The organism is Janthinobacterium tructae (assembly GCF_006517255.1).
Classification (GTDB): Bacteria; Pseudomonadota; Gammaproteobacteria; order Burkholderiales; family Burkholderiaceae_D; genus Janthinobacterium; species Janthinobacterium tructae.
The window spans coordinates 4,645,065-4,666,059 of sequence record NZ_CP041185.1; the positions used below are offsets into that span (position 1 = coordinate 4,645,065).

A 20,995-nucleotide genomic window follows, 5' to 3' on the forward strand; every position below is an offset into this window, starting at 1 on the left:
TTTTTTTACGTAGCGTTGATCTCGATCAAGCCGGTTTGTCCGACTCCGGCTCGACGTCGTCTTCCATGTCGATCAGTTCGACCATCTGGGCCGCGCCATCTTCGCTGATGCCGGCCAGTTCCATGATTTTGTCATTGGCTTCGTCGATGCCAACGCGCTTCAATGCGGAAAACAGCTGCACGGTGAACGGGAAGCCGATGCCGTCTTCATCCACATAGCTGTCGAGCTTGGCTTTCGCCTGGCGCAAGGCATTCACCGATTCATTGCGGTTCAGCTTATCGACTTTGGTCAGGATGCAGTGAATTGGTTTACCCGTCGGGGCGAACCATTCCAGCATCTGGACGTCCAGGTCGGTGAACGGACGGCGCGAATCCATGATCAGGACCAGGCCCGCCAATTGCTCGCGGCGCTGCACGTAGTCGCCCAGCAGGCGCTGCCAGTGCAGTTTGGCCGAGCCCGAAACTTCCGCGTAGCCATAGCCGGGCAAGTCGACCAGCAGGCATTCGATCTCTTCGACGATGGTCGCATCCTTGCGGTGCTGCGCCACATGGGCGCCGCCGATGGAGAAGTAGTTGATGTGCTGGGTACGGCCAGGTGTCTTGGAGGCGAACGCCAAGCCTTTCTGATTACACAAGATGTTGATGGCGGTCGATTTACCGGCATTGGAGCGGCCGGCAAAAGCGATTTCCGGCACCGTGGTATCGGGCAGGTCACGCAATTGGTTGACGGTCGTAAAGAAGCGGGCTTGCCAGAGTTTTGACATGGGAGTAGTAAAGCAACAAAATGGAGCGATAAGGGAGCGATAACGCCAAGAAGCTATTGTACAATAAGGGATTGTTAATTGTTGCCGGCGTAGCAGCGATGCGGCTTGCGGCCCTGAAAATAAATCAAAAATCTCAGGAGCGCGGCAATGTCCACCACTAATTTCTCACTGTCTCAGGGTGCCTGAATGAATCGTGCGTTTTCACCGTTTATCAAATCCATGCTGCTCGCTTTGCTGGCTGTATCGGCAACTGCTTCCGCGGTCGAAGCACCGAAACCGGCCGTCAAGGCCGATGCCGCCAAGGGCGCTACCCTGTACGCCGATGGCGATGCGGCGCGCGGCTTGCCTGCCTGCGTGTCCTGCCATGGTGCGGCCGGCAACTCGACCATCACGGTCAACCCGAAGCTGGCCGGCCAGCACGAAAGCTATATCTACAAGCAACTGGTCGATTTCACCACGCCGGAGCGCAACCAGCCCGTCATGACGACGTACGCGAAGATGCTCAGCGACGCCGACAAGAAGAATATCGCCGCCTACCTGGGCGCGCAGCTGTCCAAGCCGGGCGCCGCGAAAAACAAGGATACGATCGACCTGGGCAAGAAAATCTACCGTGGTGGCATTGCTTCCAAGCAAGTTGCTGCCTGCGCCAGCTGTCATGGCGCGACGGGCAATGGCATGCCCGTCCAGTATCCGCGCATCGCCGGCCAGCACCAGGACTACACGGTGGCCCAGCTGACGATGTTCCGCAGCACCAAGGCTGATGCCCGCAAGAACAGCGCGCAAATGCACACCATCGCCGCCCGCATGTCGGATGACGAGATTGCTGCCGTGGCCGATTACATCGCCGGCCTGAAGTAAGTTTTCATAGTGGCAAGAGATTGCCTGGCGTACCATCGCGCATGAACCAGGGCGGCCGTCTCAACAGGCTGCCCTTTTTTATGGCAGGGGCCAAAACTGGAGTATGCTGCCGCCTTGCGTGGAGAAACTATCTGCTCCATGCCACATTTTCTTGAAGATTGCATATCCCGTATGAGTATCCACGTATGAGCACAGGCACGACCGGAATCGAGTTAAAGACCCAACGCCGCAGCCTGGCTGAATTCGTCGAGCTGGTCTCGTCGATGCGCTTTGCCATCAGCCTGCTGACACTGATCGCCGTCGCCTCCATCATCGGCACCGTGCTCAAGCAGAACGAGCCCATGCCCAATTATGTGAACCAGTTCGGTCCGTTCTGGTTCGCCGTCTTCGACAAGCTGAGCCTGTATTCCGTGTATTCGGCCTGGTGGTTCCTGGTGATCATGGGCTTCCTCGTCGCCTCGACCTCGCTGTGCATCGTGCGCAATGCGCCGAAGATGCTCAAGGATATGCGCAGCTGGCGCGACAATGTGCGCGAGCAATCGTTGCGCAATTTCCATCACAAGATGGAATGGCAGGTGCCGCTGCCGCGCGCCGTGCTGGCACAGCAGATGGTGATGCGCCTGAAAGACAGCGGCTATGCGGCCAAGGTGGTCGAGAAGGACAACGCCACCCTGGTGGCGGCCAAGCGCGGCGCGGCCAATAAATGGGGCTATATCTTTGCCCACGGCGCCATCGTCATCATCTGCGTGGGCGGCTTGCTCGACTCGGAAATGCCGATCCGCGTACAGCAATGGTTTTTTGGCAAGACGCCATTTTCCGGCAGCGGCGTGATTGCCGACATTCCCGCCCAGCACCGTTTGAGTCTGTCAAATCCTACTTTCCGTGGCAATACCATGATCCCGGAAGGCTCGTCGAGCAACACGGCCATCATTCCCCAGGCCGATGGCGTGCTGATCCAGGATCTGCCGATCACCATCCTGCTGAAAAAATTCCACATCGATTTCTACAGCACCGGCATGCCGAAGCTGTTTGCCAGCGATGTCGTCATCACCGACCATGTCACGGGAGAAAGTTTTCCTGCCACCATCAAAGTCAACCAGCCGCTGTTGTACAAGGGCCTGGCCCTGTACCAGTCCAGCTTTGAGGATGGCGGCAGCAAGCTCAAGTTGACGGGTTTTCCCATGACGGGCAAGACGACGAAACGCTTCGATATCGGCGGCGAAGTAGGCGGCAGTACGCCGCTCGAGCGCAGCGATGGCAATTCCTACACGGTGGAATGGTCGGGTTTCCGTCCCTTCAACGTGGAAAACCTCAGCGCCGGCCAGGATGTGCGCGCCGTCAGCAAGGCGGAAAGTTTCAACGATAAATTTGCCGTCGGCCTGGACAAGCGCCTCGGTTCGGCCGCGAAAAATGCGAACAACAAGGATCTCAAGAATGTGGGCCCCTCGGTGCAATACAAATTGCGCGACAAGACGGGCCAGGCGCGCGAGTACCAGAACTACATGCAGCCTGTCACAGTGGATGGCACGACGGTGTTCCTGGCCGGCATGCGCGTCAACCCCAGCGACCCGTTCAGCTATCTGCGCATTCCCGTCGATGACAATTACAGCGTGACGGAATGGATGCGTTTGCGTGCCGCGCTGCAAGATCCGGCGCTGCGCCAGCAAGCTGCCGCGCGCTATGCGGCGCGCGCCATGCCGCAGGCGAACGCGGAAGCCCTGCGCGGCCAGTTGCAGGAATCGGCGGCGAAAAGCCTGGGCATCTTTGCCGGCAATGGGCAAGAGGGTGGTTTCCTCGCCATTTCACGTTTCCTGGAGAAAGTGCCTGCGGCCGAGCAAGAAAAAGCGGCCGATATCTTCATGAAAATCCTGAATGGCAGCCTGTGGGACTTATGGCAGGCGGCGCGCGCCCAGGATGGCTTGAAAGCCATCGAGGCCGATGACAAGCACGGCCGCTTCCTGCAACTGGCCACGAATGCGCTGTCCGACAGCTTCTTCTATGGCGCGCCCGTGTATCTGCAGCTCGACGAGTTCACGGAGATCAAGGCGTCCGTGCTGCAGGTGACGCGTTCGCCGGGCAAGAGCGTGGTGTACCTCGGTTGCCTGTTCCTCGTGATCGGCGTGTTTTCCATGTTTTATATCCGCGAGCGCCGCCTGTGGGTGTGGATCAAGGATGGCGAAGGCGGCAGCGAAGCCTTGATGGCCATGAGCACGCAACGCAAGACGCTGGATTTTGAAAAAGAATTTGAGACTTTGAAGGCAAAGCTGCCGCAATCGGCGTAAGCTGCGCTGAGTTGGATTGGCTGAGTTTCGGGACGCTTGCGCGTCTCCGGGAATGGAGAAAATGATGGAATTGGCAAACAAGCAAATATATACGCAGGAACCAGGATTTTTCAAGCGCCTGAGCCTGATCGATTGGCTGTATGGCGCCGGCTTGCTGGCCGCCTCCCTGTTCGGCCTGATGCGCTTTGGCGCCTTCATGGATATCTATGAAAAGGCCATCCTGCTGGCTGCGGCGCCCACGTTTGCGTGGCTGGGCTGGTACTGGAAGCCCGTGCGCTGGCTGATCCCCGTGGCGGCCGTGCTGTCGCTGTTCGCCATCGAGCTGTACGCGGGCCATCTGGAGATGGCGAACCAGAAATTCTTCCTCAAATACATCTTGTCGAGCCAGTCCGCCATTCTGTGGATGGGCACGCTTTTCGTGCTGTCGACCCTGTTCTACTGGATCGGCCTGGTGGCGCGCTCGGAATTCGGCTCGTCCGTCGGCTCCCTGCTGTGCTGGGCCGGCGTGGTGCTGGGCCTGACGGGCATGCTGGTGCGCTGGTACGAGTCTTATCTGATCGGCGCCGACGTGGGCCATATTCCCGTCTCGAACCTGTATGAAGTGTTCATCCTGTTTTCCTTGATCACGGCCATGTTCTACCTGTATTACGAGCAGCATTATGCGACGCGCCAGCTGGGCGCCTTCGTCATGCTGGTCATTTCGGCAGCCGTGGTGTTCCTGATGTGGTACACGGTCACGCGCGACGCGGCCGAAATCCAGCCGCTGGTGCCGGCCCTGCAAAGCTGGTGGATGAAGATCCACGTGCCGGCCAACTTCATCGGCTACGGCACGTTCGCCCTGTCGGCCATGGTGGCCGCGGCCTACCTGCTCAAGTCGAGCGGCTACCTGGTCGACCGTCTGCCGTCGCTGGAAGTGCTCGACGACGTCATGTACAAGGCCATTTCCGTGGGCTTTGCTTTCTTCACGGTAGCGACCATCCTGGGCGCCCTGTGGGCGGCCGAAGCGTGGGGCGGCTACTGGTCGTGGGATCCAAAAGAAACGTGGGCGCTGATCGTCTGGCTCAACTATGCAGCCTGGCTGCACATGCGATTGATGACGGGCTTGCGCGGCCGCGTCGCCGCCTGGTGGGCGCTGGTGGGCTTGCTGGTGACGACGTTTGCCTTCCTGGGCGTGAATATGTTCCTTTCAGGCCTGCATTCCTACGGCAAGTTGTAATTGATTTTTGCATGACAGAAGCGTCATGAACGGCCCGGAAAAACTGGTGTAAGGTATATCCAATCACCTTTTTCCGGAGCCGCCATGTTGATCAAGCGCAGTCCCAACGGCATTGAATTGCCGTATTCTTCCGAAATCACGCCGCGCGCCGTGTTTGAATCGCGCCGCAGCTTCATCAAGCAAGTGGCACTGGGCTCCGTGTCCAGCGCGGCCCTGCTGGAAATGGCCAGCCGCGAAGCGTTCGCGCAAGGCACCAATCCGAAGCTGGCTGCCAAGCTCAATCCCGCCTATTCGGCGCTGGAAAAGCAGACGGCCTATAAAGACGCCACCAGCTACAACAATTTCTACGAATTCGGTACGGACAAGAGCGACCCCGCGCAAAACGCGGGCACCTTGCGCACGCGGCCGTGGACGGTCAGCATCGAAGGCGAGGTCAAGAAGCCCATGACCCTCGATCTCGATGCGCTGTTAAAACTGGCGCCGCTGGAAGAGCGCGTCTACCGGCTGCGCTGTGTGGAAGGCTGGTCGATGGTCATCCCGTGGGTCGGCTATTCCTTCTCGGAAATCATCAAGAAGGTCGAACCGACGGGCAATGCCAAGTACGTGGAATTCATCACCCTGGCCGACAAGAAGCAGATGCCGGGCGTGGGTAGCCGCGTGCTGCAGTGGCCGTATACGGAAGGCTTGCGCATCGATGAAGCGAACCATCCGCTGGCGCTGCTGACCCTGGGCATGTATGGCGAAACCTTGCCGAACCAGAATGGCGCGCCCGTGCGCATGGTCTTGCCGTGGAAATATGGTTTCAAGTCAGCCAAATCCATCGTCAAGATCCGTTTCGTCAAGGAACAGCCGCGCACGTCGTGGAACCTGTCGGCGCCGTCGGAATACGGTTTTTACTCGAACGTGAACCCGAACGTCGATCATCCGCGCTGGTCGCAAGCGTCCGAGCGGCGCATCGGCGAAGACGGCTTTCTCACGCGCAAGCGCAAGACCCTGATGTTCAATGGCTACAACGATGTCGCTTCCTTGTACGCGGGCATGGATCTGAAGAAGTTTTTTTAAGGAACGACCATGGCCCTCAACCCCACGTCGAGACAATTGTCGCTATTCAAAAGCCTGGTTTTTCTGCTGGCGCTGCTGCCGTTTGCGCGCATGGTCTGGCTGACGTACACGGGGCAACTGGTGGAGCCGCTGGAATTCATCACGCGCGGCACGGGCGACTGGACCCTGTATTTCCTGTGCATCAGCCTGGCTGTCACGCCCTTGCGGCGCTTCACGCAATGGAACTGGCTGATCAAGCTGCGCCGCATGCTGGGCCTGTTCGCGTTTTTCTACGCGGCGCTGCACTTCACCACTTTTTTATGGTTCGATCACTTTTTTGATGTGCAGGAAATGTGGAAGGATGTGCTCAAGCGGCCGTTCATCACGGTGGGTTTCATCGCCTTCGTCTTGCTCATTCCGCTGGCCGTGACGAGCACGAACAGCATGGTCAAGCGCCTCGGTGGCAAGCGCTGGCAGTGGCTGCACCGGCTGATCTACATCATCGCGCCGCTGGGCATCCTGCATTTCTGGTGGATGAAGGCGGGCAAGCATAATTTCGCGCAACCGATCCTGTTCGGCAGTATCGTCGCGCTACTGCTGCTAATACGCGTGGCTTTTGCCTGGAACAAGCGAGAGAAGAGCGCCAGGGCGGCCAAGGCAGCCACCCCGGTGCGCTCCGTTTAGGTGACGGGCACGATGACCGGTGGCGGCGGCACGGGGGCCGGTTCGACCGGGCCCTTGGCTGGCGCACCTTTGGCCGCTGGCGGCTTGGGCAGGTACAGGGGGCCGGGCTGGCCACAGCCGGCCAGGACGCTGGAAACCACAATGGCGGTGCCGATATAAAACGCTGAGGATGACTTCACGATTAGAATCACGGTTTGATTAAGATCTTTGGAGTGTAGCATGAGCGAATCGGAATTCCTGGCCCTGGCCGAAGCCACCCTGACCCAGATCGCCACGGCGCTGGACCGGCTGAACGATGAAGACGTGCTCGACGTCGAATGCAGCCGCAGCGGCAATGTGCTGGAAATCGAATTCATCGACAACGGCACAAAAATCATCGTCAACAGCCAGGCCCCCATGCGCGAAATGTGGGTGGCCGCCCGTTCCGGCGGTTTTCATTACAAGCGCGTGGGCGATGAATGGATCAACACGCGCGACGGCTCGGAACTGTTTGCCGCCTTGTCCAGCATGGCCAGCGAGCAGGCGGGCGCGCCCGTCGTGCTGAAGTAATTGTTTTAGCCGCACGCAATAAAAAAAGGGCAGCCTGCATGGGCTGCCCTTTTTGCTTGCGTAATCCGACAACATCTGGCGCCGGCGTGGTGTCGGGTTACGGCCTGCGGCCTAACCCGACCTACTCCATGCGCTGCCGTCAGAACAACTCGTTCTTCACGGCTTCTTTCGCTTTTTCTTCCTCCGGCGTGCCGCGCGCCGCGCCTTCCAGGCTGCCTACGCCCGTGCCCGGCGGATTTTCCGCATAGTAATACTCGTCGCCCACGCGTATCAGGCCTTCCGGCACGGCGCGTTCCTCGACGGGAATGCTTTTCAATGCCTTCGCCATGTAGTTGATCCAGATTGGCAAGGCCAGGCCGCCGCCCGTTTCCCGGTTGCCCAGGTTGCGCGGCTGGTCGTAGCCGATCCAGGCGATGCCCACCAGCTTGGCCTGGTAACCGGCGAACCAGGCGTCGATGGAATCGTTGGTGGTGCCTGTTTTGCCGGCCAGGTCAGGGCGCTTCAAGGCCATGGCCTTGTTCGCCGTGCCGAAGCGCACGACGTCGTTGAGCATGCTGTTCATCATGAAGGCATTGCGCTCGTCGATGACGCGGTTGGCTTCCTCGCCCGCCAGGTCCGGCTTGGCTTGCGACAGGATATTGCCATCGCTATCGGTCACCTTGGCGATCAGGTACGGGTTGATCTTGTAGCCGCCGTTGGCGAAGACGGCGTAGGCGCCCGCCATCTGCAGCGGTGTCACGTTACCGGCGCCCAGGGCCAGGGTCAGGTACGGCGGGTTCTTGTCCGCATCAAAGCCGAAACGCGTCGCGTATTCCTGGCCATACTTGGCGCCGATCTTGTGCAGGATGCGGATGGAAATCATGTTCTTCGATTTCATCAAGCCCTTGCGCATGGTCATCGGGCCATCGTATTTGCTGTCGTAGTTTTTCGGTTCCCACGCCTGGCCGCCCGTCTGGCCCGCATCGAACGAGATCGGCGCATCGTTGATGATGGTGGCCGGCGACAGGCCCCGTTCCAGCGAAGCGGAATAGATGAAGGGCTTGAAGGCGGAACCGGGCTGGCGCCACGCCTGCGTGACGTGGTTGAACTTGTTGCGGTTGTAATCGAAGCCGCCCACCATGGCGCGAATGGCGCCGTCGGTGGTGCTGGCCGACACGAACGCCGATTGCACTTCCGGCATCTGCGTCAGGACCCAGGCGTTGCCTTCTTGCATGACGCGGATCACGGCGCCGCGCTTGATGCGCCGGTTCGGCGCCGCTTTTTCCGACAGCCAGGCCGCGCCGAAGGTCAGGCCGGGGCCGGTAATGGTGATTTCCTCGCCGGCCGACGTGACTGCCTGCAACGATTTGGGTGATGCCTGCAGCACCATGGCGGCGATGATGTCGTCGCTGTCCGGGTGGTCGGCCAGCTCCGTCTCGATGGCGTCGTCCGCTTCGGCCTTGGTTTTCGGAATCTCGATGTAGGCTTCCGGGCCGCGGTAGCCGTGGCGTTTCTCGTAATCCATCACGCCCTTGCGCAAGGCGATATAGGCGGCGTCCTGGTCGGCCTTGGTGATGGTGGTGTAGACGTTCAGGCCGCGCGTATAGGTGTCTTCCTTGAATTGTTCGTAGACCAGCTGGCGCGCCATTTCCGACACGTATTCCGCGTGCACGCCGAAGGCGCTGCTGTCGGTCTTTACTTTCAGCTCTTCATTTTTCGCTTCTTCGAACTGCGCCGGGGTGATGTAGCCCAGCTGCGCCATGCGCTGCAGAATGTATTGCTGGCGCATGCGCGCGCGTTTCGGATTGACGACGGGGTTGTAGGCCGACGGCGCCTTCGGCAAGCCTGCCAGCATGGCCGCTTCGGCCACGGTCAGGTCCTGGATATTCTTGCCGAAATAGATTTGCGCGGCCGAGGCGAAGCCGTAGGCGCGCTGACCCAGATAAATCTGGTTCATATACACTTCGAGGATCTGGTCCTTGCTGAGGTTTTTCTCGATTTTCCATGCCAGCAAGACTTCATAGGCCTTGCGTTTCAAGGTCTGTTCGCTGGACAGAAAGAAATTGCGCGCCACCTGTTGCGTGATGGTCGATGCGCCTTGCTTGGCGCCGCCCGTCAGGTTGTGCAGGGCCGCACGCGTGATGCCCAGGTAATCGACGCCGCCATGTTCATAGAAACGGTCATCTTCGATGGCCAGCACGGCTTTCTTCATGACATCGGGAATATCCTTGATGTGCACCATGTTGCGTCGCTCTTCGCCGAACTCGCCGATCAGCACACTGTCGGACGTGAACACGCGCAGCGGCATCTTTGGCTTGTAATCGGTCAAGGTATCGAGCGCCGGCAGGTTCGGATAGGCCATGGCCAGGCCAAAGACCACCAGCAAGACGCCGACGATGCCCAGGCCCAGCAGCGATACCAGGGCCATCAGCAGGAAACGTTTGGGTTTGCTGCCCTTGGTGGGCGGCTTCGAGCCAGCGGAGCCAGCGGAGTTTGAAGATGTCATGCGTCGTATGTCTTTCGGTTAATTATGCCGGCCAATTATAAGCGAGCTTGCCGGGGTGGCAGCGCGCCGTGGCGCTTGCCGGGGGAGTGTTGAAACTTGTCGATACTCTATATAAGCGTGTATTGGCCCGCTGGCAACCAGGATTTGGTAACAGTTTTTCTGCGCCAGATCACAGCCAGGCCAGATAGACGCCGCGCGCCGCAGACACCGGCGTGAAATCCGTTTACAAGCGCGCGCTGCCAGGACTAGGCTTGCCGAAGGCAGCAACCCCTCCCACGCTGACGTTTCTCTATGAAAAACATGTCTATCCGCAGTTTTCTTGGCATCGGCTTGCTGGGCGTCGACATGGCGGACGATGGCGTGCGCGTGGTCGAGTTGAGGCGCCGGCGAGGGAAATTGTCGTGCCGGCATTGCGGCAGCGCCGCGCTGGCGGCAGGAGTGATGCTGGAAGGTCATGTCGAAGATCCGCAGGGCCTGGCCAGCGCCGTGCGCCTGGCATGCCGCAACAGTGGCAGCGGCTGCACCCGCGTGGCGCTGGCCATGCCGGCCACGGCCTTGATCACGCATGTGATACGCCTGCCCGCCGGCTTGCCGGAGGAACAGCTGGAAATCCTGGTGGAGCTGGAGGCGGCCCAATACATGCCGTTTGCACTGGAAGACGCCAGCCTGGATTTTTTCATTCTTGGCCCCGCGCCGCCGCTTGCGGGCCAGACGGACACGGAGATCGACGTGCTGCTGGTGGCGGCGCGGCGCGCCAGCGTGCAGCGCCGCCTCGATGCGGCCATGGCGGCCGGCTTGACGCCCATCGTCATGGATAGCGAGGCGCTGGCCCTGCAGGCGGCACTCGCGCAGGGTGGCTGGCAAGCCTTGCCGGACGGCGGCCTCAGTTATCAGCTGGCCTGGGGCCTGGCCATGCACCGGTACGCGCGATGACGGCCGTGGCGCAAGTGCCAGGCATCAACTTGTTGCCGCATCGGCAGGCGGCACGGCGCCGGCGCAGTCAGCTGCTGCTGTGGCAACTGGCCGGTGGGGCGATGCTGGGATTGCTGTTGGCCCTGGCGGCAGGCGCCTGGCTGCAACACCAGCTCGACGCGCGACTGCGTCGCCAGGAGGACTGGCGCCATGCCATGCAGCAGGTGAATGCCGTCCTCGTCTCCGGCAAGCGGGTGCAGGGCGAGACGGCGGCGCTGCTGCTGCGCCAGCAGGCCATTGCCAAATTACAAGCGCAACGCCATGCCTGGGTGCGCATGCTGGACGCGCTGGCGCGGGCGATGCCGGCCGGTGTGGCCTTGCACAGTGTGCGCCAGGAAACGGCGCTGGTGCGCCTGCAGGGGCAGGCTGCGTCGCAGGACAAGGTCGCGGCACTGCTGCTGGCGCTGGAGCAGGCCGCCCCCTGGTCCCGGCCGGAAGTGATTGAAGTGCGCGGCGCGTCAGAGGGCGCCGTGGAATGGACGATACGGCTGGCGTTGGCACCCGCTGGGCAATCTTAGTCGTGGAGGTTGATCATGCTGAGCTTGAAGACCGCGTCGCTGTGGCCGCTACCCGTGCGCCTCGCTTGCGCCACCCTGGCCGGTACGCTGGTAGCCGCGCTGCTGCACGCCGCGTGGCTGGATGGACTGGTGGCCGCCGTGCAGGCGGCGCAAGACGAGGAGGGCCGCTTGCGCGCCGGGTATCTGGCGGCGCAGGCCAGGGCGAGCCAGTTGCCGCAGTGGCGTGCGCAGCGGCGCCAGGCTGGCGCCGAGCTGGCCCAGCTGGAACAGCAATTGCCCGACCCGCAGGCGATGGCGCTGTTGTTGACGGACATTAACGCCGCAGGCCAGTCGCGCGGCCTGCAAGTTTCGCTGTTCAAACCGGGCGCGGCCCGGCCGCAAACGCCGTATGTCGCCTTGCCGATCGCCATACAGTTGCGCGGTGGCTATCACGCCATGGGCGCGTTGCTGGCGGACCTGGCGCGCCTGCCGCGCATCGTCACGGTGCATGAGCTGGCCTTGACCCTGGGCAAGGATCGCTTGCTGACCCTCGATGCCGTGCTGCACGCGTATCGCTTGCCCGAAGCGGGGGAGCTGGCGGCGCAAGCGGCATTGCCTCCAAAGACCGGCGCGCCAGCATGGCGCCCGCTTGCCGCTGTCGCGCCGCAGGCGTACGCGGCCGCTGCCCTGGCCGACCCTTTTGGCGCCTTGCCAGCGGCAAGCGCGCCAGGGCAGCATGGCAGCGTGGCCGGACCCGACCCGCGCCGTGTGCGCGAGCCGCTGGAAAGCGTCGCCTTGCCGGCCATCAGCATGGTGGGCAGCGTGCAACAGGAAGGGCGCCTGAGCGCGCTGCTGCTGGCGGGCCAGCGCGTGTACCGGGTGGCAGTGGGCCAGTATCTGGGGCCAGACCACGGCCGGGTCACGCAGATGAGCGAACAGGCGCTGCAGTACAAAGAGTTGCTGCCGGACGCGGGCGGCGGGTGGCGCGAACGGCATGGCAGCCTGTCCCTGCAAAAGCCGGGTGACGCCAGGACCAGTGTGCCGGAGGCCACACCATGAAGCCGTCTGTGTGGATGTGTTTCATGTGTTGGCTATTGCTGCATGGCGCCGCCCTGGCCGGGGACGAGGCGGTGGTGCAGGTGACGGCGCCGCGCCTGTATGCGGGCGAAAAAATCTCCGTCGATTTCCAGAACGTGGGCGTGCGCGCGGCCCTGCACATCCTGGCCGACGCATCTGGGCAAAACATCATCGCCAGCGACAGCGTGACGGGCAACCTGACGCTGCGCCTGCACAACTTGCCGTGGGACCAGGCGCTCGACGTGCTGCTGCAGGCGAAGGGGCTGGACATGCGGCGCAATGGCAACGTGCTGTGGATCGCGCCGCGCGAGGAAATGCTGGCGCGCGAAAAACTGGAACTGGAACAGCGCGCGCAGATCGCCGAACTCGAACCGCTGCAGTCGGCCATCTTCCAGCTCAACTACCAGAAGGCGGAAGCGTTCCGCAGCGTATTCGGCCTCGATGCGGGGGAAGGGCGCAGCCGGCTGCTGTCGCGCCGTGGCAGCGTGCTGATCGAGCCGCGCACGAATCAGTTGTTCGTCACCGACGTGCCGGCGCGCCTGGAGCAGATCCGTCAGCTGATCGCCAAGACGGATATTGCCACGCGGCAAGTGATGATCGAGGCGCGCATCGTCGAGGCGAACGACAGCTTCAGCCGCAACCTGGGCGCGCGCCTGGGTTTTACGGACCAACGACTGGCAGCGGGCCAGCTGCCCGGTTTTTCCCTGGGCGGCAGCGGGCGCCGCGCAGCCATCGGCGGCACGTATCAGGGCGTGGGCGAGGCGACGGGGCAAACGGTGGCAGGCAGCGGCGCTTTCGTGCCGAACACGCAATTTGTCAACCTGCCGGCCGCCAGCATCAATGGCTTGCAACCGGCCAGCTTCGCCCTGAGCCTGTTTTCGGCGGCCGCCAACCGCTTCCTGAACCTGGAATTGTCCGCATTGGAAGCTGATGGCAGGGGCAAGATCATTTCCAGCCCGCGCGTGGTGACGGCCGACAAGGTGCTGGCGCTGATCGAGCAGGGCATCGAATTGCCCTACCAGGTGGCCACCAGCAGCGGCGCCACGTCGATCACGTTCCGCAAGGCGAACCTGCGCCTGGAAGTGACGCCGCAGATCACGCCGGACGGCAACGTGGTACTGGAAGTGGACGTCAACAAGGATAGCGTGGGCCAGGAAACGCGTTCCGGCTTCGCCATCGACACCAAGCATGTGCGTACGCAAGTGATGGTGGAAGACGGCGGTACGGTGGTGCTGGGGGGCATTTATCAGCAATCCGAACGGGGTACGGACAGCAAGGTGCCGCTGCTGGGCGACATCCCCGTGCTCGGTGTTTTTTTCCGCAGCACGGGCCGCAGTCAAGAAAAAACGGAACTGATGGTGTTTATTACGCCGAAAATAGTGGCAGATCGGCCAGCAACACGTTAATGTCACATCTTTACGTTTAAGTAACAATGCAAACGAAAGCGGACTGATGGCGACTATGCGGAATTTTTCTTTAGGCAATACTTCTTGGAGTAGGGCATTGAATTGGCTGGCTCTGCTGGTCTTGAGCACTGTACTGGCCGCGTGTGGTGGCGGTGGCGGTGATCCGACCCTGGGTACGCCCGGCGGTGCAAACAACGGCGTTGCCAGCATCTCGCTCGTGGCCAGCGCCACGACCATTGTTGCCTCAGGCGCCGATGGCACCGAAGTCACGCTGACGGCAATTGTCAAAAATACAAGCAATAATGCCTTGAGCGGCCAGACGGTCGCCTTCACTGCCAGTTCGGGTACGATCAGCAATACCACGCGCGTCACGGATGCCAACGGCACCGTGGTTGAAAAGCTCAGCGTGAAGGGGGACGCGACCTTGCGCGACATCACGATCCAGGCCAGCAGCGGCGGCATCACGTCCACGCCGGTCGTGGTCAAGGTGGTGCCAGTCACGTCCGGTATTGCTACCTTGCTGCTGACTTCCTCTGGCGGCACCCTGGCATCGTCGGGCGGTACCGCAGTCAATGTCATCGCTTTTGTCAAAGATGCCAACAATGCCATCGTGCCCAATGCCAGCGTGACGTTCAGTGCCGATTCGGGTGCGCTGGGCGCGACGGTGGTCAGCACCAATGCGCAAGGGCAGGCTACGGTCAGCCTGAATACGGGGGGCGATGCCAGCCTGCGCACGATCAAGGTCAGCGCCAGTGCCGGTGCGCAAACGGCCAGTACCGATATCAGCGTCAGCGGCACGAAACTGGCCGTCAATGCCTTTTCGTCGATTAACCTGAAAACGAGCACCGACATGGTGATCAAGCTGGTCGACTCCAGCGGCAATGCGCTGGTGGGCAAGCCGGTGGCTTTCAGCGCGCAGGTCAATCCGCTGACGGTGAAGGGTGGCGGTGCCAGCCCGGCATTGACGGACAATAACGGACAGCTGGTATTGAGCTACAACGCCCAGTCTGGCACCAGCGATACGATCACCATCAAGGCCCAGGGCGACAGCCTGGTCATGCCCGTGGCGATCAATGCAGCCAATTTCACGATCAACGCCGTCTCCGGTGCGAATGTCGCGCTGACAACGCTGGCAACGCAAACCTGCTACGCCATCAGCGTGCATAGCGATGTGGCCGGCACACCGCAAACGGGCAATGTCCGTTTCAGCACGTCGCGCGGCGCGATTTACCAGGATGCAGGCTGCGCCACGCCGTTGCTGGCGCCGCTGGCGCTCGTTGGCGGTAATGCCGTTGCCTACGTGCAGGCTGCCGGCGCGGGCCGCACCTCGCTGACCGCCAGGAACGAGAGCACGGGCGTGTCGGTCCAGGCTGACGTGGAATTCGTCGCTCCGCTCACGCCGCAGGCAAGCATCACTTTGCAGGCCGACCCTGCGGTGATCGGTGCCAATACGGCAGGCAGCACTTCCCAACGCAGCTCCCTGCGCGCCATCGTGCGCGATGGCACGGCGGAAAACAATCTCGTCAAGAATGCCCAGGTCGGCTTCACCATCCAGAGCGATGCCAGTGGTGGTTCCTTGAGCTCGCCGTCGGTGGTCATGACTGATAGCGACGGCATGGCCACGGTCAGCTATATCGCCGGCCAGGCCAGTACCGGCGTCGACGGCGTGGTCGTCCAGGCGCGATTGCAGGGCGTATCGACCAGCAGCGTCACGGCCAAGTTGACGGTGACGAAGAAATCGCTGTTCATCAGCGCCGGCAGCGGAAATGTGCTCGATGGCACGGACAGCAGCACCTATCGCAAGACCTATACCGTGTTTGTGACGGACGCTGCGGGCAATCCGGTCCCTGACGTGATCATCACGGCCGCGGCCTGGCCCAAGGAGTATTACAAGGGTTATCTGCAGTTTTCCACTGCGGCATTAAGCTGGGTTCGGGTGCCGAGCGTGACATGCAAGAATGAGGATCAGAATCGCAATGGCATGCTCGACGCGAACGAAGATGAGAATAAGAACGGCTTCCTCGATCCCGGCATCCCGCTCAATCTGTCCACTGGAGGCAAAACGGACAGTAGCGGCACCACCACCGTTACCTTGACTTATCCGCGCGACAGGGCCAACTGGCTGAACGTCGAATTGACGATTCGTGGCAACAGTTCCGGGACGGAGGCAACTTATGTCGGTTACACTTTGCTTCCGGGACTGTTCTCGGACTTTAACCGCCTGGATGTGTCTCCACCGGGCATGTATAGTCCGTACGGGCAGGCGAATGTTTGTAGTGATTCAAAATAACTGTCGCAGCACATGCAAAATCTGTTTTTAGTAGGCCTCATGGGCGCAGGCAAAACCACCATCGGGCGCATCCTGGCCCGCAAGCTGGGCTTGCGCTTTGTCGATTCCGACCACGAAATCGAGGCGCGCACGGGAGCGACCATCCCGTGGATCTTTGAAATCGAGGGCGAGGCCAGCTTTCGCCGGCGCGAGGCCGAGGTCATTCGCGACTTGAGCGCCCAGGAAGGCATCGTCATGGCCACCGGCGGCGGCGCCATCCTCAATGCCGACAGCCGCGCCTACCTGAAGGAACGGGGTACGGTCGTGTATCTGCGCGCCAGCGTCAGCAACATCCTGGCACGCACCAGCCATGACAAGAATCGTCCGCTGCTGCAGACGGCCGACCCGCGCCGCAAGCTGGAAGAATTGACGTCGCAGCGCGAGCCCTATTACATGGAAGTGGCCGACATTGTCATCGACACAGGCCGTCCTAACGTACAATCGATGGTTCAGACCATCCTGATGCAGCTGGCCAGCCTCGAATGCGAGGCTTCGCCCAACTGCGTCATTCATGCAGAGCCTTCGATGAACGAGCAATCCAAAATGTTGTTGAGCGTAGACCTCGACGAACGCAGTTATCCGATCGCCATCGGTCCCGGCCTGCTGGCCGACGCCGATGCGCTGCTGCGCCATATCAGCGGCCACAAGGTGGCCATCGTCACCAATACCACCGTCGCGCCGCTGTACCTGGGCCGCCTGCAGGCAGCACTGGCCAGCGATGGCCGCGAAGTAATCTGCATCGTCCTGCCGGACGGCGAAGAATATAAAAACTGGGCCAGCCTGATGCAGATCTTCGACGCGCTGCTGGCCAATAAATGCGACCGCAAGACTACCCTGGTGGCGCTGGGCGGCGGCGTGATCGGCGACCTGACCGGCTATGCGGCGGCCAGTTACATGCGCGGCATCGGCTTCGTGCAGGTGCCCACCACCTTGCTGGCGCAGGTCGATTCCTCCGTCGGCGGCAAGACGGGCATCAACCACCCGCTGGGCAAGAACATGATCGGCGCGTTTTATCAGCCGCGCGCCGTGATCGCCGACACCTCGACCCTGGAAACCCTGCCGGCGCGCGAGCTGTCGGCCGGCCTGGCCGAAGTGATCAAGCATGGCGCCATCATCGATGCCGCCTTCTTTGACTGGATCGAGGCGAACATGGCCAAGCTGATGGCGCGCGACAAGGGCGCCCTGGCTTACGCCATCGCCCGCTCGTGCGAAATCAAGGCCGACGTGGTACGCCAGGACGAGCGCGAAGGCGGCTTGCGCGCCATCCTGAATTTCGGCCACACCTTTGGCCACGCCATTGAAGCTGGCCTGGGCTACGGCCACTGGCTGCACGGCGAAGCCGTCGGCTGCGGCATGGTGATGGCGGCCGACCTGTCCTGCCGCATGGGGTATATCGACCAGGTGGCCGTGGAGCGCTTGCGTAAACTCGTCGCCGCCGCCGGCTTGCCCGTCAAGGCGCCGGACCTCGGTGTCGCGCGCTGGCTGGAACTGATGGAAGTAGACAAGAAGAACGAGGGCGGCGCCATCAAGTTCATCCTGTTGAAACCGCTGGGCAGCCCGTGCATCACGTCGGCGCCGCACGAACTGGTGCTGGCCACCCTGGCCGCCGGAGTGCAATAAGATGCTGCCCGAAGACTTCCTGGCTCCCTATGCGGCCCATTCGGCGCAGGGACAGGGACGTCGCTTTGCCGAGGCGCCGCACGCCTCGCGCAGCCAGTTCCAGCGCGACCGCGACCGCATCATCCATTCCTCGGCCTTCCGCCGCCTCGAATACAAGACGCAGGTGTTCCTCAATCACGAGGGAGACCTGTTCCGCACGCGCCTGACGCACAGCCTGGAAGTGGCGCAAGTGGGCCGCTCCATCGCACGCAACCTGCGCCTGAATGAAGATCTGGTGGAAGCCATCGCCCTGGCGCATGACCTGGGCCATACGCCATTCGGCCACGTGGGCCAGGACGTGCTCAATGAGTGCATGCAGGCGCACGGCGGCTTCGAGCACAACCTGCAAAGCCTGCGCGTGGTCGACACGCTGGAAGAGCACTACGGCGCCTTTGACGGCTTGAACCTGATGTTCGAGACGCGCGAAGGCATATTGAAACACTGCTCGCTGGCGCATGCGCGCGAACTGGGGCCCGTGGCCCAGCGCTTCATCGACCGCACGCAACCGACCCTGGAAGCGCAGCTGACCAATCTGGCTGATGAAATCGCCTACAACAGCCACGATATCGACGACGGCCTGCGTTCCGGCCTGATCACCATCGCCCAGCTGGAAGAGGTGGAATTCTTTGGCCGCCTGTGGCGCGACGTGCAGCAGGCATTTCCAGGCCTGTCGGGCCGGCGCGCCATCTACGAGACCCTGCGCCGCCTGATCACGGCCCTGGCCGACGATCTGATCGTCACGTCGAATGCCCTGATCCTCGACGCGGCGCCGCGCGATGTGAACGAAGTGCGTGCCAGTGCCCCGCTGATCCGTTTTTCGGACGCCATGCGGCGTGACGCGACGGACCTGAAACGCTTTTTAAGAGCAAACCTGTACCGCCACTACCAGGTCAACCGCATGCGGGTCAAGGCGAGCCGCATCGTGCGCGAACTGTACGACAGCTTCATGGCCGAACCGGCCCTGCTGCCGCCCGACTATCAGGTCAATGGCGATGATGTGAGCAAGCAGGCGCGCAAGATCGCCGACTACATCGCCGGCATGACGGACCGCTACGCGATCCGCGAGCACCGCCGGCTGTATTCGCTCGACGAGCTGTAACGGTCACTGCGTGGACTGACATGTCCGCGCGACGCTTCATGTCGGGTTACGCCGTGCCGGCTAACCCGACCTACCAATGCAAGCGGTCATGGGGAATCCGACCTACTCCGCATTGTCGATCCTGTCAATTGGCATGATCATCTAGGTCCCCGCACTATCACCCCAATATCCGTACGGCAACTTCTTTTCTATCATGGCAGCAAGTCAACAAGGGCTTGCCGCCCATAGTCAAGGAGAGTGTCATGATTGAATCGCGCCGCAGTTTTTTGCGCGCCTTGCCAGCCGTTACCATCGGGGCGGCCATCGCGCCGCTGCCCGGCAAGGCTGCAACGAAGGGCGAGGGCGGGCAGCGCTGGGCGATGGTGGTCGATGTACAGAAGTGCATCGGCTGCCAGGCGTGCACGGTCTCCTGCATCATGGAAAACGCCGTACCGGAAAACAGCTTCCGCACCGTCGTCTCGACCTATGAAGTCAAGGAAGAGAACCGCTGCGGCACCTACATGCTGCCGCGCCTGTGCAACCACTGCGCCAATCCTCCCTGCATTCCCGTCTGTCCCGTGGGCGCCACCTTCCAGCGCAAGGATGGCGTTGTCGTTGTCGATGGCGACCGCTGCGTGGGCTGCGCCTACTGCGTGCAAGCCTGTCCGTACGACGCGCGCTTCATCAACCACGAGACGGGCAAGGCCGACAAATGCACATTCTGCGCGCACCGCGTCGACGAAGGCTTGCTGCCGGCCTGCGTGGAAACCTGCGTCGGCGGCGCGCGCATCTTCGGCGACCTGAATGACCCTGAAAGCATGGTGCACCAGCTGCTCACCGAGAACAAGGTGAAAGTGCTGAAACCCGAACAGGGTACCCAGCCCCACGTGTTCTACCTGGGATTGGACACGCGCTTCGCCGGCCACGTCGAGGGCGAAGCGACACTTTGGCAACCGAGCAAACACGGGAAATAAACCATGGACAGCCACATCACCGAAATTGTCAACGTCACGCGCGAAGCGGCATGGCTGCCGTGGGCGGTGCAGTATTTTTTCCTCATCGGCCTCAGTTACGGCAGTTTCATGCTGACCTTGCCGTACTTCGTCTTTGGCCGCAAGGCGTATGAACGCCTGGGGCGCATCGCGCTGCTGGCGTCCCTCGTGTGCGGCATGACGGCGCCTGTGGCGCTGCTGGCCGACCTGCACGGGCCGGGCCGCTTCTATCACTTCTATATTTACTTCCAGCCGCAGTCGTGGATGTCGTGGGGCTCGTTCTTCATTCCTCTGTATCTGGGCTGCCTGATGCTGTACGCATGGCTGGCGCTGCGCGTGGACTTCGCCACGCGGGGGCAGGGCCAGGACCGTCTGGCTTTCCTGTACAGCCTGGCCGGGCGCGGTGGCGCCGCATCGCGCAAGGCCATCGTCACCGCCGCCGCCTTCACCTTGCTCGCCGCCTTCGTGGTGGGCCTGTACACGGGCATGGAAGTGATGGTGGTGCGCGCCCGTCCCCTGTGGTTCACGCCTTTCCTGCCGGCGCAATTTGCCGCCACGGCCTTTGTCGGGGCCGTGGGCCTGGCGTTGCTGTTCAACCGTTTCCTGCCGGGCCGCGAGCAGGCGCTGGAAGTATCGCTGAACCGCGCGCTGGCCCTGTCGCTGGCGCTGGTGCTGGCGCTGGGCGGCGGCTGGCTGTTCGTCAGTCTCTCCGGCGTGAGCGCCAGCCACAGCATGGCGTTTACCCAGGTGGCGGGCATGCCGCAATGGCAGTTCACGGCTGTCTGGGCCGTGCTGTCGTCCATCGTGCCGATGGCGCTGGCCATCTGGCGCCCGGCCACGAGTGGCCTGGTGAATGGCCTGATCGCGCTGCATAGCGCCTGGATGATGCGCTGGACGATTTTCATCGGCGGCCAGAACATCCCGAAAACGGGCGCGGGCCTGTACGACTACCACCTGCCGATGGGGAACGACGGCTTGCTGGGGATCATCGGCACGGCCGGCCTGTGGATCGCGCTGCTGTTGCTGATGCTGGAATTTTTGCCATGGGCGGGACGCGCGATTGCAACACGCAGCCGCCCTGCCATGGCCACGCACTGAGGAGTCAAA

At 61.9% G+C, this 20,995-nt stretch carries 17 protein-coding genes and 1 pseudogene; 15 read left to right on the forward strand and 3 right to left on the reverse strand.

The window, feature by feature from the left end:
* Positions 1-25 precede the first annotated feature (25 nt).
* Positions 26-763 carry a ribosome biogenesis GTP-binding protein YihA/YsxC gene (yihA, locus tag FJQ89_RS20380; protein WP_141171473.1) on the reverse strand — a complete coding sequence of 246 codons (738 nt, stop codon included), beginning with the start codon at positions 761-763 and terminating at the stop codon, positions 26-28.
* A gap of 186 nt (positions 764-949) precedes the next feature.
* Between yihA and FJQ89_RS20385 the strand changes: the two genes are divergently transcribed.
* The 5 genes from FJQ89_RS20385 to FJQ89_RS20405 all read left to right on the forward strand — a co-directional run bounded on the left by FJQ89_RS20385 (position 950) and on the right by FJQ89_RS20405 (position 6,844).
* A complete protein-coding gene (locus tag FJQ89_RS20385) occupies positions 950-1,621 on the forward strand; it encodes a c-type cytochrome (protein ID WP_141171474.1) in 672 nt (223 codons plus the stop codon).
* A gap of 185 nt (positions 1,622-1,806) precedes the next feature.
* Positions 1,807-3,903 (forward strand): cytochrome c biogenesis protein ResB, encoded by a 2,097-nt coding sequence (locus FJQ89_RS20390; protein WP_141171475.1) that lies wholly within the window; start codon positions 1,807-1,809, stop codon positions 3,901-3,903.
* Between the two features lie 64 nt (positions 3,904-3,967).
* Entirely contained in the window at positions 3,968-5,119 is a 1,152-nt protein-coding gene (gene ccsB / locus FJQ89_RS20395) for a c-type cytochrome biogenesis protein CcsB (RefSeq protein WP_141172908.1), read from the forward strand.
* A gap of 84 nt (positions 5,120-5,203) precedes the next feature.
* Positions 5,204-6,181, forward strand: a complete 978-nt coding sequence (msrP, locus tag FJQ89_RS20400) for a protein-methionine-sulfoxide reductase catalytic subunit MsrP (protein ID WP_071079758.1) — start codon at positions 5,204-5,206, stop codon at positions 6,179-6,181.
* Positions 6,182-6,190: 9 nt separating this feature from the next.
* On the forward strand, positions 6,191-6,844 hold the full coding sequence (locus FJQ89_RS20405; RefSeq protein WP_141171476.1) for a protein-methionine-sulfoxide reductase heme-binding subunit MsrQ: 654 nt from the start codon (positions 6,191-6,193) through the stop codon (positions 6,842-6,844).
* Here FJQ89_RS20405 and lptM read toward each other — a convergent pair.
* Positions 6,841-7,023: an LPS translocon maturation chaperone LptM gene (gene lptM / locus FJQ89_RS20410; protein WP_141171477.1), complete on the reverse strand. Its 183-nt coding sequence runs from the start codon at positions 7,021-7,023 to the stop codon at positions 6,841-6,843. The two genes, FJQ89_RS20405 and lptM, sit on opposite strands and share 4 nt — an antisense overlap.
* A gap of 40 nt (positions 7,024-7,063) precedes the next feature.
* Between lptM and cyaY the strand changes: the two genes are divergently transcribed.
* Complete coding sequence (gene cyaY, locus FJQ89_RS20415; RefSeq protein ID WP_071079755.1) at positions 7,064-7,393, forward strand: iron donor protein CyaY; 330 nt, start codon at positions 7,064-7,066, stop codon at positions 7,391-7,393.
* A 139-nt stretch (positions 7,394-7,532) separates the two neighbouring features.
* Here cyaY and FJQ89_RS20420 read toward each other — a convergent pair whose 3' ends face one another.
* Positions 7,533-9,878 carry a penicillin-binding protein 1A gene (locus FJQ89_RS20420; RefSeq protein WP_141171478.1) on the reverse strand — a complete coding sequence of 782 codons (2,346 nt, stop codon included), beginning with the start codon at positions 9,876-9,878 and terminating at the stop codon, positions 7,533-7,535.
* 300 nt (positions 9,879-10,178) lie between these two features.
* Between FJQ89_RS20420 and pilM the strand changes: the two genes are divergently transcribed.
* The 9 genes and pseudogenes from pilM (at position 10,179) to nrfD (ending at position 20,986) form a co-directional block, all read left to right on the forward strand.
* Positions 10,179-10,811 (forward strand): pilus assembly protein PilM, encoded by a 633-nt coding sequence (gene pilM, locus FJQ89_RS20425; RefSeq protein WP_168208492.1) that lies wholly within the window; start codon positions 10,179-10,181, stop codon positions 10,809-10,811.
* On the forward strand, positions 10,808-11,368 hold the full coding sequence (locus tag FJQ89_RS20430) for a PilN domain-containing protein (protein ID WP_168208493.1): 561 nt from the start codon (positions 10,808-10,810) through the stop codon (positions 11,366-11,368). Before pilM ends, FJQ89_RS20430 begins: the two co-directional genes overlap by 4 nt.
* A 15-nt stretch (positions 11,369-11,383) precedes the next feature.
* A complete protein-coding gene (locus tag FJQ89_RS20435; protein ID WP_141171481.1) occupies positions 11,384-12,406 on the forward strand; it encodes a pilus assembly protein PilP in 1,023 nt (340 codons plus the stop codon).
* A gap of 98 nt (positions 12,407-12,504) precedes the next feature.
* Positions 12,505-13,830: pseudogene (locus tag FJQ89_RS20440) on the forward strand (type IV pilus secretin PilQ); the annotation flags it as partial.
* A 97-nt stretch (positions 13,831-13,927) separates the two neighbouring features.
* Positions 13,928-16,120 (forward strand): Ig-like domain-containing protein, encoded by a 2,193-nt coding sequence (locus tag FJQ89_RS20445; protein WP_243136153.1) that lies wholly within the window; start codon positions 13,928-13,930, stop codon positions 16,118-16,120.
* Positions 16,121-16,159: 39 nt separating this feature from the next.
* Positions 16,160-17,779 (forward strand): bifunctional shikimate kinase/3-dehydroquinate synthase AroKB, encoded by a 1,620-nt coding sequence (gene aroKB / locus FJQ89_RS20450; RefSeq protein WP_423245169.1) that lies wholly within the window; start codon positions 16,160-16,162, stop codon positions 17,777-17,779.
* A 1-nt stretch (position 17,780) separates the two neighbouring features.
* The gene (locus FJQ89_RS20455) at positions 17,781-18,917 is read left to right on the forward strand and encodes a deoxyguanosinetriphosphate triphosphohydrolase (protein ID WP_141171485.1); all 1,137 of its coding nucleotides are present in this window, start codon (positions 17,781-17,783) and stop codon (positions 18,915-18,917) included.
* A gap of 242 nt (positions 18,918-19,159) precedes the next feature.
* On the forward strand, positions 19,160-19,870 hold the full coding sequence (gene dsrO / locus FJQ89_RS20460; protein ID WP_071079747.1) for a sulfate reduction electron transfer complex DsrMKJOP subunit DsrO: 711 nt from the start codon (positions 19,160-19,162) through the stop codon (positions 19,868-19,870).
* Positions 19,871-19,873: 3 nt separating this feature from the next.
* Positions 19,874-20,986 (forward strand): NrfD/PsrC family molybdoenzyme membrane anchor subunit, encoded by a 1,113-nt coding sequence (nrfD, locus tag FJQ89_RS20465; protein ID WP_141171486.1) that lies wholly within the window; start codon positions 19,874-19,876, stop codon positions 20,984-20,986.
* The last annotated feature ends 9 nt before the right edge of the window (positions 20,987-20,995 follow it).